This is a genomic window from Chromatiales bacterium (assembly GCA_020445605.1).
In the GTDB taxonomy this organism is placed as follows: domain Bacteria; phylum Pseudomonadota; class Gammaproteobacteria; order JAGRGH01; family JAGRGH01; genus JAGRGH01.
The window spans coordinates 84,512-100,277 of the sequence record JAGRGH010000003.1 but is presented as its reverse complement, the minus strand read 5'-3'; the positions used below and the strand labels follow the sequence as shown (position 1 = coordinate 100,277).

Annotated in this window: 19 protein-coding genes; 15 read left to right on the top strand and 4 right to left on the bottom strand. The window is 67.6% G+C overall.

From position 1 onward, the window contains the following. The first annotated feature begins 10 nt into the window (after positions 1–10). The 3 genes from KDG50_00665 to KDG50_00655 all read left to right on the top strand — a co-directional run bounded on the left by KDG50_00665 (position 11) and on the right by KDG50_00655 (position 1,711). A complete protein-coding gene (locus KDG50_00665) occupies positions 11–232 on the top strand; it encodes an acetyltransferase (protein MCB1863915.1) in 222 nt (73 codons plus the stop codon). Beyond that, positions 187–624: a sel1 repeat family protein gene (locus KDG50_00660; protein ID MCB1863914.1), complete on the top strand. Its 438-nt coding sequence runs from the start codon at positions 187–189 to the stop codon at positions 622–624. Before KDG50_00665 ends, KDG50_00660 begins: the two co-directional genes overlap by 46 nt. Positions 625–685: 61 nt before the next feature. Then, positions 686–1,711: an SPASM domain-containing protein gene (locus KDG50_00655; GenBank protein MCB1863913.1), complete on the top strand. Its 1,026-nt coding sequence runs from the start codon at positions 686–688 to the stop codon at positions 1,709–1,711. Positions 1,712–1,752: 41 nt separating this feature from the next. On the opposite strand, the gene KDG50_00650 is transcribed toward KDG50_00655, so the two are convergent. From KDG50_00650 to KDG50_00635, 4 genes are all read right to left on the bottom strand, one after another. Then, on the bottom strand, positions 1,753–2,556 hold the full coding sequence (locus KDG50_00650) for a hypothetical protein (protein MCB1863912.1): 804 nt from the start codon (positions 2,554–2,556) through the stop codon (positions 1,753–1,755). A gap of 141 nt (positions 2,557–2,697) precedes the next feature. Further along, positions 2,698–3,579: a dienelactone hydrolase family protein gene (locus KDG50_00645; protein MCB1863911.1), complete on the bottom strand. Its 882-nt coding sequence runs from the start codon at positions 3,577–3,579 to the stop codon at positions 2,698–2,700. Positions 3,580–3,630: 51 nt separating this feature from the next. Next, positions 3,631–4,398 carry an NRDE family protein gene (locus KDG50_00640; GenBank protein ID MCB1863910.1) on the bottom strand — a complete coding sequence of 256 codons (768 nt, stop codon included), beginning with the start codon at positions 4,396–4,398 and terminating at the stop codon, positions 3,631–3,633. Positions 4,399–4,408: 10 nt separating this feature from the next. Further along, complete coding sequence (locus KDG50_00635; protein ID MCB1863909.1) at positions 4,409–5,095, bottom strand: methyltransferase domain-containing protein; 687 nt, start codon at positions 5,093–5,095, stop codon at positions 4,409–4,411. Between the two features lie 71 nt (positions 5,096–5,166). On the opposite strand from KDG50_00635, the gene KDG50_00630 reads away from it, so the two are divergent. From KDG50_00630 to KDG50_00575, 12 genes are all read left to right on the top strand, one after another. After that, the gene (locus KDG50_00630; GenBank protein MCB1863908.1) at positions 5,167–5,676 is read left to right on the top strand and encodes a dihydrofolate reductase; all 510 of its coding nucleotides are present in this window, start codon (positions 5,167–5,169) and stop codon (positions 5,674–5,676) included. Next, the gene (locus tag KDG50_00625) at positions 5,673–6,251 is read left to right on the top strand and encodes a hypothetical protein (protein MCB1863907.1); all 579 of its coding nucleotides are present in this window, start codon (positions 5,673–5,675) and stop codon (positions 6,249–6,251) included. The genes KDG50_00630 and KDG50_00625 overlap by 4 nt, the downstream gene beginning before the upstream one ends. Before the next feature lie 103 nt (positions 6,252–6,354). Next, positions 6,355–7,170, top strand: a complete 816-nt coding sequence (locus KDG50_00620; protein ID MCB1863906.1) for an ATP-binding cassette domain-containing protein — start codon at positions 6,355–6,357, stop codon at positions 7,168–7,170. A 38-nt stretch (positions 7,171–7,208) separates the two neighbouring features. Then, on the top strand, positions 7,209–7,952 hold the full coding sequence (mlaE, locus tag KDG50_00615; GenBank protein ID MCB1863905.1) for a lipid asymmetry maintenance ABC transporter permease subunit MlaE: 744 nt from the start codon (positions 7,209–7,211) through the stop codon (positions 7,950–7,952). 3 nt (positions 7,953–7,955) lie between these two features. Continuing rightward, complete coding sequence (mlaD, locus tag KDG50_00610; protein ID MCB1863904.1) at positions 7,956–8,444, top strand: outer membrane lipid asymmetry maintenance protein MlaD; 489 nt, start codon at positions 7,956–7,958, stop codon at positions 8,442–8,444. Beyond that, positions 8,441–9,052 (top strand): ABC transporter substrate-binding protein, encoded by a 612-nt coding sequence (locus tag KDG50_00605; GenBank protein ID MCB1863903.1) that lies wholly within the window; start codon positions 8,441–8,443, stop codon positions 9,050–9,052. The genes mlaD and KDG50_00605 overlap by 4 nt, the downstream gene beginning before the upstream one ends. Next, positions 9,049–9,342, top strand: a complete 294-nt coding sequence (locus tag KDG50_00600) for an STAS domain-containing protein (protein MCB1863902.1) — start codon at positions 9,049–9,051, stop codon at positions 9,340–9,342. Before KDG50_00605 ends, KDG50_00600 begins: the two co-directional genes overlap by 4 nt. A 10-nt stretch (positions 9,343–9,352) precedes the next feature. Next, the gene (gene murA, locus KDG50_00595) at positions 9,353–10,612 is read left to right on the top strand and encodes a UDP-N-acetylglucosamine 1-carboxyvinyltransferase (protein MCB1863901.1); all 1,260 of its coding nucleotides are present in this window, start codon (positions 9,353–9,355) and stop codon (positions 10,610–10,612) included. Next, positions 10,609–11,250, top strand: a complete 642-nt coding sequence (locus KDG50_00590; GenBank protein MCB1863900.1) for an ATP phosphoribosyltransferase — start codon at positions 10,609–10,611, stop codon at positions 11,248–11,250. Before murA ends, KDG50_00590 begins: the two co-directional genes overlap by 4 nt. 21 nt (positions 11,251–11,271) lie before the next feature. Continuing rightward, positions 11,272–12,588, top strand: a complete 1,317-nt coding sequence (hisD, locus tag KDG50_00585) for a histidinol dehydrogenase (protein ID MCB1863899.1) — start codon at positions 11,272–11,274, stop codon at positions 12,586–12,588. A gap of 16 nt (positions 12,589–12,604) precedes the next feature. Beyond that, positions 12,605–13,681 carry a histidinol-phosphate transaminase gene (locus KDG50_00580; protein ID MCB1863898.1) on the top strand — a complete coding sequence of 359 codons (1,077 nt, stop codon included), beginning with the start codon at positions 12,605–12,607 and terminating at the stop codon, positions 13,679–13,681. A gap of 37 nt (positions 13,682–13,718) precedes the next feature. Then, the gene (locus KDG50_00575) at positions 13,719–15,746 is read left to right on the top strand and encodes an NADPH-dependent 2,4-dienoyl-CoA reductase (protein MCB1863897.1); all 2,028 of its coding nucleotides are present in this window, start codon (positions 13,719–13,721) and stop codon (positions 15,744–15,746) included. Positions 15,747–15,766 lie beyond the last annotated feature (20 nt).

Sequence of the window (15,766 nt, the reverse complement as noted above, 5' to 3'; positions counted from 1 at the left end):
GAGAACGATCATGTTTCTCAAGCATCGCGAAAACGGCCATCTGGTCGAGGTCCTGAGCCTCGCCGACCTGTTCAACCCGAACCACCCGAACATCGTCGGGCGCTACCACTACGGCGAGGAGATGCAGGACGCCGAGAAGTTCGGGAAGTCTGCTCTCGTCTTTCCATCCGGCGAGGCGCTGCCACAATGCTGGCGCGACGTGCACTACCGCGACGACGAACTGGCGCGCTGACGCTCGCGCTGGCCCTGCTCGCGACGCAGCCCGCGGGCGCCGACGGGCTTGACGCCGCCGTGCGCGAGTTCAACCGCGGCAATCACGCCGTGGCCATTCCGGCCTTCGAACGCGCGGCCGGGGCCGGCAGCGGCGAGGCCGCGATGTTCCTGGCCTTTGCCTACCAGCGCGGGCTCGGTGTCGACGCTGACCGCAAGCGCTCGATCGAGTGGTACCGCATCGCCGCCGAACGCGGCAATCCCCATGCACAGGCCGAACTCGCGGCCCTGACCGAGGCCGGCATCGGCATGCCCGCGGATTTCTCCGAAGCAGAATACTGGTACTCACGCGCCATCGCGCAGGGCTACTGCCCCGGCGAACTCAAGCCCGGCGGGCGGCTGTTGCTGCCCTGAGTCACCGGGGCGACCCACTGAGCGCAAATGGTGCGCGGTGCGCACCCTACGAACCGGTTTGATGGAATCGGTGCAGATTGTGGAAAGACCCTTGTCCCGCCGTACCTACCCGAAAATCCGGCTCGAAGCCTGCTCGGCCTGCCAGCTCAAGTGCCCCTCCTGCCCCACGGCAAGCAAGGCGATCTTGCCAACCATTGGCAACGGATTCCTGCGTTTGGAGGATTTCCGCAAGCTGGTCGATGAAAGCCCGTGGCTCAGGGAAATCGAGCTGTCCAACTACGGCGAGATCTTCCTCAATCCACAGCTACTGAGCATTCTCGAGTACGCGCACACCAGAGGCGTCCACGTCTCGGCCGAGAATGGAGTGAACCTCAACAATGTGCGCGAAGAGGTGTTGGAGGGCGTCGTCAAGTATGGGGTCAGACGAATGACCTGCTCCATCGATGGCGTCAGCCAGTCGAGCTACGCAAGGTACCGTGTGGGCGGAGACCTGGACACGGTGATCCGCAATATCAAAACCATCAATCGTTACAAGGCGCAGTATCGATCGCCGTATCCGAAACTGCGCTGGCAGTTCATCCTGTTTGGCCACAACGAGCATGAGCTGGAAGCGGCCAGATCGTTTGCCCGCTCACTCGACATGCAATTCCGTCCGAAGCTGTCCTGGGACGAGAAGCTATCCCCATGGAGCGATGAAGTCGCAACCGGGGAATTTGGCGTTCCCTCCCGAGCGGCGTTCAAGGCGCGCAACGGGCGCGACTACATGGCCGGCATCTGTCTGCAGCTCTGGGATGAACCGCAGATCAACTGGGACGGCAAGGTGCTCGGTTGCTGTCGCAATTTCTGGGGCGACTTTGGCGGCAACGCCATGGAGGACGGCCTGCAGCAGGCGCTCTCCGGCGAGAAGATCGAATATGCGCGCAGGATGCTGATGGGGCAGGCGCCCCATCGCGACGACCTGCCGTGCAGCAACTGTGATATCTATCTGTCGCGCCGTGTAAACAATGACTGGATCAAACGACCTGAGGAAACATCGATGGCCAGGCGTTTGCTACGCGGCTTGCGTCGCAAGCTGCGCGGCGCATAGCGCGTTCGCGCCGCCGGAGGCCCGCGTTGCCTGCCGCCCGTTCAGGCGATGTAGCCCATCATCAGCACATAGTCCAGGCTTGCGGAAACACGGTTGTCACGCTCATCGTCGGTAAACCACACCTCAAACGCCGTGTGGCTCACCGGGTCGATGGTGATGCGCCGAAACTGATGATCGTGATCGTCAAACTCGAAATGAAATCCGGACAACAGGGAAAAGCCCCGCACGGGCTTGGGCGTCGTGGTCTGCTCGGTAAAAACGAAGGTGGTGGAAAAGGGGCCAAAAAAATGCGGCGTGATGCGTGTGCCCGTCAAGCGGGCATGCTGCACCACGGTGTACAGAACGCTGAAACTGAAGCTGTCATCGCCTGCCGAATCGTCCGCGAAACTGACCTCTATGCTGTGGCTGCGACGCAGGTGCCGGACACCCAGCTGACGCAGGTGGTGGTTCCGGCCGCGTGCGCCCATGATCGAGAATCCGCGCAGGACGAACAGCTCGTCGTCGTTCAGCTCGGGGATGCGCACCGTTGCCCTGCCGCGGCCGTTGCTTCGGCCGCTTGCAGCGAAGGTCGGGCGGGCCCCCAGATTCACCCACTTGGCCCACGCGGAGATGGGGTCGCCCGAACCCAGTGGATCGTTTGAATCGCCGTCACTGAGACCGATCAGGTAGCTGTCGTAATCCTCCAGTGAACGGCCGCTGGTCACGCCACCCACGATCATCTGGTTGACATGGTGATCACTGTTGGTGAATCTCAGGTCGAATCCACCAAGCGCCGAAAAAATGCCGGCCGGCATTCTCGTGGCAAACAAGCCCGCTCCGCTGTGTGAAACCATCTGGTAGATCATTTCGCGTCTCCCGCACACACGGTGCGCGGCAGGCACCCTGCGACCCCACGAATTCCCTCGGCGATCTTTGCGCCTTTGCGGTTCAAAACCGACCGCTCCCGTGCGCGGTGGGCACCCGGCGAAACATGCTCGACCAGTGGGTCATTTGGCGTGTGCCGCCAGATGTGAGCGGATGAATGTCGCGGCGCGTGTGATGGCATCTTTCGCGGCGAGATCATCCGCAAACGTACGCACGTTCGGCGGGCGGAAGTCGAAGCCACGGCCGACGCCCGGGTAGACGATCAGCGTCGCATCACGCCCCAGCGCCTTCAGCGCATCAATGCCGGTCTCGATGGAGCGGCGCCGCTGGTACTGTTCCTGCTCGCCAATGAAGATCATGACCGGCAGCTTCAGGGAGTCCACCTCGGTCGCGTAGCGATAGACCTGCATCGCCTCGGGCGCGTTCGGGTCCTGCCAGTGCGGATACCAGGACACGTAACACACCGCCGCATCGTCCTGCCGCCCGTGGGTCACGGCGGCCTTCAGGGTCATGTAGCCACCACGAGTGTGCGACGCAAGACAGGCGCGCGTGGTCGAGACATCATCACGCGCAAGCAGTACGTCGAGACCCGCCGCGACGTCGGCCTCGATCGAGTAATCGTGCTCGATCGGCAGCTTTTCGATGAAGTGCGCGCTGTAGAGGTCCGGCGCGAGCACGACGAAACCCCGCGCGGCGATGCGTCGCACCTGCCCCTGCACGAGATCGTCCAGCCCGCGGCGGCCGTGCTGATACAGCACCGCCGGGTAGCGCTGGTCGTCGTCGGGGCGCACGACCATGGCCGGCACATTGGTTTCACCACTCGGGTATTCGACCCACCCGGTGCGCAGCGGATGCGAATCGGCCGCTGCGAGCTGACCGCTGTCCCACCACGCGGCATCCCACCACCAGGCACTCGCGCCGATCGGGTTCTGGTGCGGCTCGTAGCCCTGGGCGAAGACACCGGTCGCGACGAATGCCGCAATCAAAGCAACGGAACGAATCATGCGTAACTCCTCAGAACATACTTCCTGGAACCGGTCTCACAGGAGGAAAGATCAAACGCGTGCCGCGGTCAAATCAATCGCTCGCCAATCGCCGGACTCGGGGGCGACCGGTGCATACAGCATGCGCGGCCGGATGTCGCCGACCGTATGCCGCGGCAGTGCGACCAGTGCACTCGACACGGTACCAAAGCCGTCGTGCGGTCCGACACACATGGCCGCGCCGGGCCCGTCGCTTTCCGCATGCAGGCGCGAGGCCAGCAGCCGCTGCCAGTCCGACCAGTCGTCACGGTCGGGGTCGGGCAGCGCCGCGGACCGCAACCGCCGCAAGTGCACGCGAATGCGCGCATCGTGTGTGTCGTTCAGATCGCGCGCGGTCAGCATGTGCACGCCGCGCGTCAGCGCCATCGCCTCGACTTTCGAACCACCCTCCACGAGCCGCAGCCAGTGCGCGGAAGCCGCATCGGCGACGAACAGGTTGAACGGCCGGTAGGCCGCGGGATTCAGGTCGACCAGGGCCAGCGCGGCGCTGCGCGCGTCCGGGTGTTCCAGCGCTTCGAGCACGAGCTCGCCGCGCGAACGCTTGCCGTCCTGCGGCCCGAGCGTGCCGGAACGGTTCATGACCGCGGCGACCAGCCCCCAGTCGCTGACGCCGAGCCAGCTGCCGCCGCCGACCGTGTCCAGCCCGGCGACGACCTGGCTGCGATCCGGCCAGTGGCGAGCGGGCGGGCGCGATTCGCGCTCGATGCGCTCGTCGCGGTTTGCGCCCAGCACGACGGGCCAGTCGTGACCCGGACGTAAAGCGATGATCAGCGTGCACACGCCTGAAGCATCACTTGCCGCGCGGGCGGAATCGCAGGAAAAAGTTCTCGCGCAACAACAGCAGATCCTCGACGAGTTCGAAACCCGCCGCCTCGATCTCCGCGACCGTCTGGCGCTGATCGCCGCGCACATGCTGCATGACCCAGGGCGAACTCACGCCCGGCGCCTTGCGGAAGTCGATCACGATCAGCTGCCCGCGCGGGCGCAATGCCTGGCGAATCGACGCGAGCGTGCTCTGCGGATACTCGAAGTGGTGGTAGGTCGCCGCGACGAAGGCGAGATCGATCGACTGCTCGGGCAGTTCCACCGAACGTGGATTGTTCAGCACCGTGCGCACGTTGGTGATGCCGCGCTCGCGGTTGAGGCGCTCGATGCCGTCGAGAAACGAGCGCGCGATATCCACGGCATACACCGTGCCGGACGGACCCACCGCCGCGGCAAACTCGCGGGTGTACAGACCGGTGCCGGCACCGATGTCGGCGACCGCCATACCCGGGCGCACCCGGCTCGCGGCCAGCACATCGGCGCGGCGCGCATACAGCTCGCGCTGCGGCTGCTCGAACCGCGCAGCCCACGCCTCGAAGTCGGGGTTCTCGTAATTCCTGTTCACGCCGGGACGCACACTCTGCTCGTCGAGCGCCCGCGCGGCCGTCACGGCCGCGAGGCTCAGCATCAGCCCGATCACGAGATTGCGCATCGACGTACTCCGGCAGCTCGGCAGCCCCCGCATGGCTCGTGCGGCCGCGGGTGACCGTGTAAATTTACTTCATGTCGGAGACTTCCACCGGAACACGTATCGCGCTGATCGTGGCCACCGACCGCAACGGGCTGATCGGCGCACGCAACGGCCTGCCCTGGCGGCTGCCCGCCGACATGGCGCATTTCCGTGAACTGACCATCGGCAAGCCGGTGATCATGGGCCGGCGTACCTTCGAATCACTGCGCGAGCCGCTGCCGCGGCGCACGAACATTGTCGTGACGCGCAACCCGGCCTTCCGCGCCGATGGCGCCGTGGTCGTTATCGATCTGGATGCGGCACTCGCCGCGGCCGGCGCTGTGCCCGAGGTCATGATCATCGGCGGCGCGCAGATCTACGCGATGGCCCTGCCGCTCGCCACGCGCATCTATCGGACCGAAATCGACGCGGCGTTTCAGGGCGACACCTGGTTTCCCGATCTCGACCGCCGCCAGTGGCGCGAGACGCTGCGCGAGACGCACACGGCCGACGCGAAGAACCCGCACCGCTACAGCTTCATCACGCTGGAGCGCCTGCCGTGAGCGGGCTCGTGCGGGTCGGGGCGCTGGGCTGGGACGAGCCCGAGTGGCGCAACGGCTTTTATCCGGACGATCTGCCGGAGGACTGGCGGCTCGGCTACTACGCGAACGAATTCTCGACGGTGCTCGTGCCGCAGAGACTGTGGTGGAACGCCACCGACCAGACCTGGGCCGGGTGGGCCGATCTGGTGAGCCCGGCGTTCCGGTTCTGGCTGCACGCCGACGCCGGCACGCTGCCGGGCGCGCCCGGCGCCGCGCTGACCCGCGCGGCCTCAGGGCTTGGCGGGCGGCTGGCCGGCGTGCTCTGCGAGGGCGCCTGCGCCGCGGCCGCCGCCCACGGCGCCCTGCCGGACGGCCCACCGGTCGAGACCGGCCACGCCGAGGCGGGGCTGCGGGTGTTCGGCTCCGCGATCCTGGCCACCAACCTCAGCACCCGCGACCTGCCGGCGCTGCGGGCGGTAATCGAGCGCACACGGACGCTGGCCGGCGCGAGCGAGCATGGCTATCTTTTTTTCACCCCGGCGGTCGACACCCCTGCCACACTGCACGCAGCAAACACGATTGCCGGGCTGATTTAGGACTCCGGTCCAGTCGCCGTCATACGCCCGCGCTTGTCCCGCGGGCCGCCATTGGCGAAAATTCGCGGTCCAATCCAGTTTTGGTGTCCCACCCGTCCCGACCATGAGTGCCGAACCGACCGATGTGCTGGTCGAGGTCCGCGGCCTGCGCTTCGCGCACGGCTCCCGCGTGATCTTTGACGGCATTGATCTGGACATCCGGCGCGGCGCCATCACGGCCATCATGGGGCCGAGCGGCACCGGCAAGACGACCCTCCTGAAACTGATCTCCGGGCAGCTCAAGCCCACCGCTGGGACCGTCCGCGTGGATGGCGTGGACGTGCACCGGCTGCCGCGCGCCGAGCTGTTCGAACTGCGCAAGCGCATCGGCATGCTGTTCCAGAGCGGCGCGCTGCTGACCGACATGAACGTCTACGACAACGTGGCGTTTCCGCTGCGCGAGCACACGAACCTGACGCCCGAGCTGATCCAACACCTGGTGCTCGCAAAACTCCAGGCGGTGGGCCTGCGCGGCGCTCGCGAACTGATGCCTGCGCAGCTCTCCGGCGGTATGGCGCGGCGCGTGGCGCTGGCGCGCTCGATCGCACTCGACCCGATGATGATCCTCTACGACGAGCCCTTCACGGGCCAGGACCCGATCACCATGGGCGTGCTGATCCGGCTCATTCACAAGCTGAACGACGCGGCGCGACTGTCCAGCATCATCGTCTCGCACGATGTCGACGAGACACTTTCGATCGCCGACTACGCCTACCTGATCGCCGGCGGACGCATCGTCGAGCACGGCACGCCGCAGCAGCTCGAACAGGGCGCCAGCGCGTTCACCGACCAGTTCCTGCATGCCCTGCCGGACGGCCCGGTGGCCTTTCACTACCCGGCCGCCGACTACGCCGAAGACCTGTTCGGGGCACAGCCTTGAGCCCGGTCGGCATCCTCTCGCGCCTCGGTCGCAGCGGCATGGACACGGTCGGCCGGCTCGGTCGCGGCACGCTGTTCCTGTTCGCGGTGCTGCGCGCCATACCGCCTTCGCTGCCACGCGTGCGCGTGCTGCTCGCGCAGTTCTGGTCGATCGGCGTGCTCACCGTGGCGCTCATCGGACTCGCCGGGCTGTTCGTCGGCATGGTGCTGGGGCTTCAGGGCTACTACATCCTGTCGCGCTTCGGCACCGAGCAGACGCTCGGCGTGCTGGTCGCCGCGTCGCTGGTGCGCGAGCTCGGGCCGGTCGTCACGGCGCTGCTGTTCGCCGGTCGCGCGGGTTCGTCGCTGACCGCCGAAATCGGTCTGATGAAGGCCACCGAACAGCTCGCCGCGCTCGAAATGATGGCCGTGGACCCGATGCGCCGCGTGCTCGCGCCGCGGTTCATCGCCGGCTTTCTGTCCGTGCCGCTGCTCGCCGCGATGTTCTCGGCGGTCGGTGTGTTCGGCGGCTACTTCGTCGGCGTCGGACTGCTCGGCGTCGATGCCGGCGCGTTCTGGTCCCAGACGCAGGCCAAGATCGATCTGTTCGACGATATCGGCAACGGCGTGATCAAGAGCGTCGTGTTCGGTTTCGTCGCGTTGTGGATCGCGTTGTTCGAGGGCTACGATGCCGTGCCGACCTCGGCCGGCGTCAGCCGTTCGACCACGCGCACCGTGGTGCATACGGCATTCGCCGTGCTGGCGCTGGACTTCGTCCTGACCGCCCTGATGTTCGGAGATTGAGCGATGGAAGTTTCCCGCAGCGCCGAGATCGGCGTGGGTGTGTTCGTCGCGGTCGGTCTGGCCGCGCTGTTCTTCCTGGCAATGCAGGTCAGTAACCTCGCGAGCTTTCGCCCCGAGGCCGGCTACCGCGTGACGGCGCGCTTCGACAATGTCGGCTCGCTGAAACCGCGCGCGCCGGTCACGGTCGCCGGCGTGAAGGTCGGCCAGGTCGAGTCGATCGACTTCGACAAGACCACCTTCGAGGCCGTCGTCACGATGCTGATCGCCGAGCGTTACAACACGCTTCCGTCCGATTCGAACGCGAGCATCTACACGGCCGGCCTGCTCGGCGAGCAGTACGTCGGCATCGAGCCCGGCGGTGCGAACGACAACCTCAAGGAAGGCTCGGAACTGCGCCTGACGCAATCCGCCCTGGTGCTGGAGCGACTGATCGGGCAGTTCCTGTTCTCCAAGACCCAGGAATCCTCGCCGCTGCCGCCGCCCCCGTTGTGATCACAACCAGCCGCGCCCTTGTCCTGCTGCTGATCGCGTTCGCAGGCAGCGCCGCCGCCGAACGCGGGGACCCGCGCGCGCTGGTGGAAGGCACGACCTCCGCGGTGATCGCGGAACTACGCGAGCGCCGCGCCAGCATCGAACAGTCCCCGAGCGAACTGGCCGCGCTGGTCGACCGGCTGATCGTGCCGCATTTCGACTTCGAGCGCATGGCGAGCTATGCCCTGGGCAACTACCAGCGCCGCTTCAACGAGGCCTCGCGCGCGGAGTTCACGGCGCTGTTCCGGACCCTGCTGATCTCGACCTATGCAAAGGCCCTGCTGGAGTTTCGCGACCAGCTGATCAACGTCTCACCGCTGCGCCTGAACCCCGGCGACGACGACGTCATGGTGCGCACCAAGATCATCGAGGGCGGCGCACCGCCGCTCGCGATCGACTACCGCCTGCACTACGGCGAGTCGGGCTGGAAGGTCTACGACATGTCGATCGAGGGCGTCAGCGTTGTATCGACCTATCGACGCAGCTTCGCAAGCCATATCCGCCGCCACGGACCGGACAGCCTCATCGAGCGCATGCGCGACCGCAATGCGGCGGAGTCGCCGGCATGAGCCTCGCATGGCTGAACGAGACGGCCCGCGGCGAATTCCAGGCCTCGGGCGACCTGACGTTCGAATCGATCATGGAACTGCTCGAGGAATCGCAGCCGCTGCTCGCGGCACGCCGCGAAGCGACGATCGACCTGTCGGCGATCGGCCGCGCCGACAGCGCCGCCATCGCACTGCTGGTCGAGTGGCGCCGGCGTGCCCGGCTCGACGGCCGCACGCTGCGCTTTCGCGGTCTGCCGCAGTCGCTGCGCGACCTGCTGGAACTGTCCGAACTCACCGAGCTGCTCGACTGAGGCCCTGCCCATGGATCGTCTGATCATCACGGGCGGCACCCGCCTGACCGGCGACGTGCGCATCTCCGGCGCCAAGAACGCCGCGCTGCCAATCCTGGCCGGCGCGCTGCTGGCCGAAGCGCCGGTCACCATCGGCAACGTCCCGCACCTGCAGGACGTCACGACGACCATGGAACTGCTCGGGCGCATGGGCGTGGACCTGATCGTCGACGAGCGCATGCACGTCCACGTGGATGCGCGCTCCATACACACCTTTGCCGCACCGTATGACCTGGTCAAGACCATGCGCGCGTCGATCCTCGTACTCGGCCCGCTGGTAGCGCACTTCGGTCGCGCCGAGGTCTCGCTGCCGGGTGGTTGCGCGATCGGTTCACGGCCGGTCGACCAGCACCTGAAGGGCCTGACCCGCATGGGTGCCGAGATTCACGTCGAGCGCGGTTACATCAAGGCGCGCGCCGACCAGCTGCACGGTGCGCGCATCGTCATGGATCTCGTGACCGTGACCGGCACCGAAAACCTGATGATGGCCGCAACCCTGGCGAAAGGCACGACGATCATCGAGAACGCCGCGCGCGAACCGGAGGTCGTGGACCTTGCGAACTTCCTCAACACGATCGGCGCACGCATCGAGGGCGCCGGCACGGACTGCATCGAGATCGAGGGCGTGTCCGCGCTCGGCGGCGGCGAATACGACGTGCTGCCCGACCGCATCGAATCCGGCACCTACCTGGTCGCCGCGGCCATGACCGGCGGACGTGTTCGCCTGCTCGACACGCGCCCGGAACTGCTCGACGCCACGCTCGACAAGCTGCGCGAGGCCGGCGCCGACATCAGCACGGGCGAGAACTGGATCACGCTCGACATGGGCGGGCGGCGCCCGCAGGCCGTCGACGTGCGCACCGCGCCGTTTCCGGCGTTTCCGACCGACATGCAGGCGCAGTTCACGGCGCTGAACGCGATCGCCGAGGGCGTGGGCACGATCACCGAGACGGTGTTCGAGAACCGCTTCATGCACGTGCTCGAGATGCAGCGCATGGGTGCGGACATCGAGCTGAAGGGCAACACCGCGATCTCGCGGGGCGTGAGCAGGCTCACGGGCGCGCCGGTCATGGCGACCGATCTGCGCGCGTCGGCCTCGCTGGTGCTGGCCGGACTGGTCGCCGACGGGGAAACCAGCGTCGATCGCATCTACCATATCGACCGCGGCTACGACTGCATCGAGGAGAAGCTCTCCGGCATCGGTGCAAAGATCCGCCGCGTACCGTCATGAGTCGACCACTGACCATCGCCGTATCCAAGGGCCGCATCTTCGAGGAGACGCTGCCGCTGCTCGCGCGTGCCGGCATCGAGCCGGCCGAAGACCCCGTCACCAGCCGCAAGCTGATCCTCGAGACCTCGCGTCCCGATGTGCGCCTGGTCGTGATCCGCGCCGCCGATGTGCCCACCTTCGTCGAATACGGCGCGGCCGACATGGGCGTCGCCGGCAAGGACGTGCTGCTCGAACACGGCGGCGCCGGGCTTTACGAGCCGCTGGATCTGGGCATCGCGCGCTGCCGGCTGATGGTCGCCACCCGCGACGGCCAACCGCTGCCCGAAGGGCGCATCCGCATCGCGACGAAGTATGTGCGCACCGCGCGTGCCTGGTTTGCCGCGCGCGGCCAGCAGGTCGATCTGATCAAGCTGTACGGCTCGATGGAGCTCGCGCCACTGGTCGGACTCGCCGATGGCATCGTCGACCTGGTCGACACCGGCGGCACGCTGCGCGCGAACGGGCTCGCCGCGACCGAGACCCTCGCGACGATCAGCTCGCGGCTGATCGTGAACCCGGGGGCACAGAAGATGAACCACGCGGCGGTCGCGGCGCTGGTTGACCAGCTTGCAGCCGCGGTGAGGGCCGCCGCGGCCTGAGCCGCTGCGGGCGACGCATTCATGACCAGCAACACCACGGTTCGCCTGCGCCGGCTCGACGCCAGCGCGCCCGACTTCATGCGCGAGCTCGACGCGCTGCTGGCATGGGAATCGGTCGCCGACGCGGAACTCGAGACCAAGGTCGCCGCCATCATCCAGGATGTCCGCGACCGCGGCGACGCCGCGCTGATCGACTACACGGGCCGCTTCGACCGCTGGCAGCCCGCCGATGCGGCCGCACTGGAACTGCCGCGCGAACGTCTGGCCGAGGCGCTCACACGCATCGACGCCGCGCAGCGCGAGGCGCTGGAAACCGCGGCCGCGCGCATCCGCCGCTACGCCGAACGCCAGCGCATCGAGCCCTGGACCGTAACCGAGGCCGACGGCACGGTGCTCGGCCAGCAGGTCGCACCACTGGACCGCGCGGGCCTCTACGTGCCCGGTGGCAAGGCCGCGTATCCGTCGTCGGTGCTGATGAACGCAATCCCGGCGCATGTCGCCGGCGTCGGCGAGATCGTCATGGTCGCGCCGACCCCGGACGGCGTGCTGAACGAACTCGTGCTGGCCGCGGCTGCGGTCGCCGGGGTCGATCGCGCGTTCCGCGTCGGCGGCGCGCAGGCCGTCGCGGCGCTGGCCTGGGGCACGCAGTCCATCCCGGGCGTCGACAAGATCGTCGGCCCCGGCAATGCCTGGGTCGCCAACGCCAAGCGGCAGGTCTTCGGCCGCGTCGGCATAGACATGATCGCCGGCCCGTCGGAGATCCTCGTGATCTGCGATGGCGGAACCGACCCGGACTGGATCGCCGTCGACCTGTTCTCGCAGGCCGAGCACGACGAGGACGCACAGGCCATCCTGCTCTCTCCCGATGCCGCATTCTTGGATGCCGTCACGGTCGCGGTCGAGCGCCGCATCCGCGAGATGCCGCGCGCCGAAATCATCCGCGCGTCGCTGGAGCGTCGCGGCGCGCTGATCCAGGTTCGCGATCTCGCGCACGCGGCCGAGCTCGCCAACCACATCGCGCCCGAGCATCTCGAACTGTCGGTCGCCGATCCCGCGGCGCTCGCAAAGAACATCCGCCATGCCGGCGCGATCTTCATGGGCCGGCACACCGCCGAGGTGTTCGGCGACTACTGCGCGGGCCCGAACCACGTGCTGCCGACCTCGCGCACGGCGCGCTTCTCCTCGCCGCTCGGGGTGTACGACTTCCAGAAGCGTTCGAGCCTGATCGAGTGCTCGCCGAATGGCGCGGACACGCTCGGGCGCGTCGCGATGACGCTCGCGCGCGGCGAAGGCCTGGAGGCCCATGCGGCCTCGGCCGAGTGCCGCGTCAAGCGCTGAGCTGGATGCCGGGACCATGAGCGAGCCCGCCACCCGCTGGATCCGCGCGGAGGTCCGCGCGCTGTCCGCCTACCACGTCCCGCCCGCGTTCGACGGTATCAAGCTCGACGCGATGGAAAACCCCTACGCGTGGCCCGGCGAACTCAGCGCGGCCTGGCAGGCGCGGCTCGCCGACGTCGCCGTCAACCGCTATCCGGACCCGCAAGCCACCGCGCTGAAACAACGCCTGCGCGCAACGATGGGCATCGCGCGCGACGCCGGCCTGATCCTCGGCAACGGCTCGGACGAACTGATCCAGATCCTCGCGCTCGCAGTCGCCGGTCCCGAAACGGTCGTGCTCGCGCCGGGCCCCAGCTTCGTGATGTACCGGATGATCGCGCAGTTCGCCGGCATGCGTTACGTGGAGGTGCCGCTGGGCGAGAACTTCGAGCTGGATCTCGACGCCATGCTCGCCGCAATCGCCGAACACCGCCCGGCGCTGACGTTTCTGGCCTGGCCGAACAACCCGACCGGCAACCTGTTCGCGGTGCGCGATGTCGAGCGCATCATCGAGGCCAGTCCCGGGCTCGTCGTCGTCGACGAGGCCTACGCGCCGTTTGCGCAGACCAGCCTGATCGGACGCGCCGGCCGCCCCGATCGGCTGCTCGTCATGCGTACCCTGTCGAAGCTCGGGCTTGCCGGGCTGCGGCTGGGATACATGGCGGGCGACGCGGCGCTGATCGGCGAACTCGACAAACTGCGCCTGCCGTACAACATCAACGTGCTGACCCAAGCGAGCGCCGAGTTCGCGCTCGACCACCAGCGCGCACTCGACGAACAGGCGGCGCTGATCCGCGACGACCGCGAACGGCTGTTCGCGGATCTCGCCCGCGTGCCCGGCATGCGCGTGTGGCCGAGTCGCGCGAACTTCCTGCTGTTTCGCACCCCCACGGGACAGGCACGAGCGATCTTCGACGCACTGCGTGCAGCGGGTGTACTGATCAAGAACCTCGACGGTTCACACCCGCGGCTCGCCGACTGCCTGCGCGTGACCGTCGGCACGCCGGCGCAAAACGCGGCGTTCATCGAGGCGCTGGAAGCCGCCATCGGCTAGCACCTTCCGGCTCGCCAGCGGCTATGCTGGTGAGGCGATGAGTCATCCCTACCCGCACTTGCTCGCGCCGCTGGACCTCGGTTTCACGCGGCTGCGCAACCGCCTGCTCATGGGCTCGATCCACACGGGCCTCGAAGACCGCGCGCGCGATTACGACCGGCTCGCCCGGTTCTTGCGCGAACGCGCGGCCGGCGGCGTCGGGCTGATCGTCACGGGCGGCATCGCACCGAACATCGTCGGCCGGCTCACGCCGCTCGCGGGCAAGCTCTCGAGGCCGTGGGAGGTCGGTCGCCATCGCAAGCTCACCCGGGCCGTGCATGCCGAGGACGGCAGGATCTGCATGCAGATCCTGCACGCCGGGCGCTACGCGTATCACCCGCTGTCGGTGTCGGCGAGCCGGCTGAAGGCGCCGATCGTGCCGTTCACGCCGCGCGCGCTCGGCGAGCGCGGCATCCGCGCACAGATTCGCGCCTTCGCGAACTCCGCGGCCCTTGCCCGCGAGGCCGGCTACGACGGCGTGGAGATCATGGGTTCGGAGGGCTACTTTCTGAACCAGTTTCTCGCCCCGCGCACGAACCGCCGCAGCGATGGCTGGGGCGGTTCGGCCGAGGCACGCATGCGCCTGCCGGTCGAAACCGTCGCCGCGGTGCGCGCCGCGACCGGGCCGGACTTCATCGTGATCTTCCGCATCTCGATTGCGGATCTCGTGCCGGACGGCAGCGACTTCAGCGAGGTGCTCGCGCTCGCGCACGCGCTGGAACGCGCGGGCGTGACCCTGCTGAACTCCGGCATCGGCTGGCACGAATCGCGGGTACCGACCATCGCGACCATGGTGCCGCGGGCGGCGTTCGCCGGCCTGACCGGCCGGCTGCGGGCCGCGGTCAATGTGCCCGTCATCGCGGTCAATCGCATCAACACGCCGGAGGTTGCCGAGCAGGTGCTCGCCGACGGACTCGCGGACATGGTGTCCATGGCGCGCCCGCTGCTGGCCGACCCGCGGTTCATTGCGAAGGCCGCCGCCGGCACGCCCGAACGCATCAACACCTGCATCGCCTGCAACCAGGCCTGCCTGGATCACGTGTTCGAGCGCAAGCTCGCGAGCTGCCTCGTGAATCCCGCGGCCTGCGACGAGGAGGCGTTCGCGGTTCGGCCCGCGACTGTGCCAAAGCGAATCGCAGTCATTGGCGCCGGACCGGCCGGCCTGGCCTGCGCGCTTGCCGCCGCGCAACGCGGGCACCACGTCATGCTGTTCGAAAAAGGTGACGCGATCGGCGGTCAGTTCCGCCTCGCGCAACGCATCCCGGGCAAGGAGGAATTCGCGGAAACGCTGCGCTACTACCGCACGGAACTCGCACGCGCGGGTGTTGAGACAAGGCTCGCGACCGCCGCGACGGGTGACCATCTGCTCGCGCAGCGATTCGACCACATCGTAATCGCGACCGGCGTGCGCGCACGCGTACCGCCGATCGAGGGCATCGATCATCCCAAGGTGCTGGGTTATGCCGAAGTGGTCTCCGGCCACCCGGTCGGCGGCACCGTCGCGATCATCGGCGCCGGTGGCATCGGCTTCGACGTTGCGGAGCTGCTGACCCATCCGCACATCGACGCAAACAACGACGCGGAGCGGTTCTTTCGCGAATGGTCGATCGACGGAACGCTTGCGCAACGCGGGGCATTGAGCGCGCCGTTCGACCGCCACCAGGGCGTGCCGCGCAAGGTCTGGCTGTTGCAGCGCTCCCCCACCCGGCCGGGTGCGCGACTCGCAAAGACCACGGGCTGGATCCGTCGGCGAACGCTCGCGGCGCGCGGTGTCGTGACACTGAACGGTGTTCAGTACACCCGCATCGACGACGCCGGCCTGCACATCGAAACCGCAACCGGCCCGCAGACACTGAATGTGGAAAACGTGGTGCTCTGCGCCGGGCAGGAGTCCGAACGCGGTCTTTACGAAGCGCTGCAGGATCGCCACCCGTCGGTGCACTGCATCGGCGGCGCGGAGGTCGCCGCGGAACTCGACGCCAAGCGCGCGATCGCCCAGGGCACAAAGCTGGCCTTATCGCTATAGCACGCAGGGTGCGTACCGCG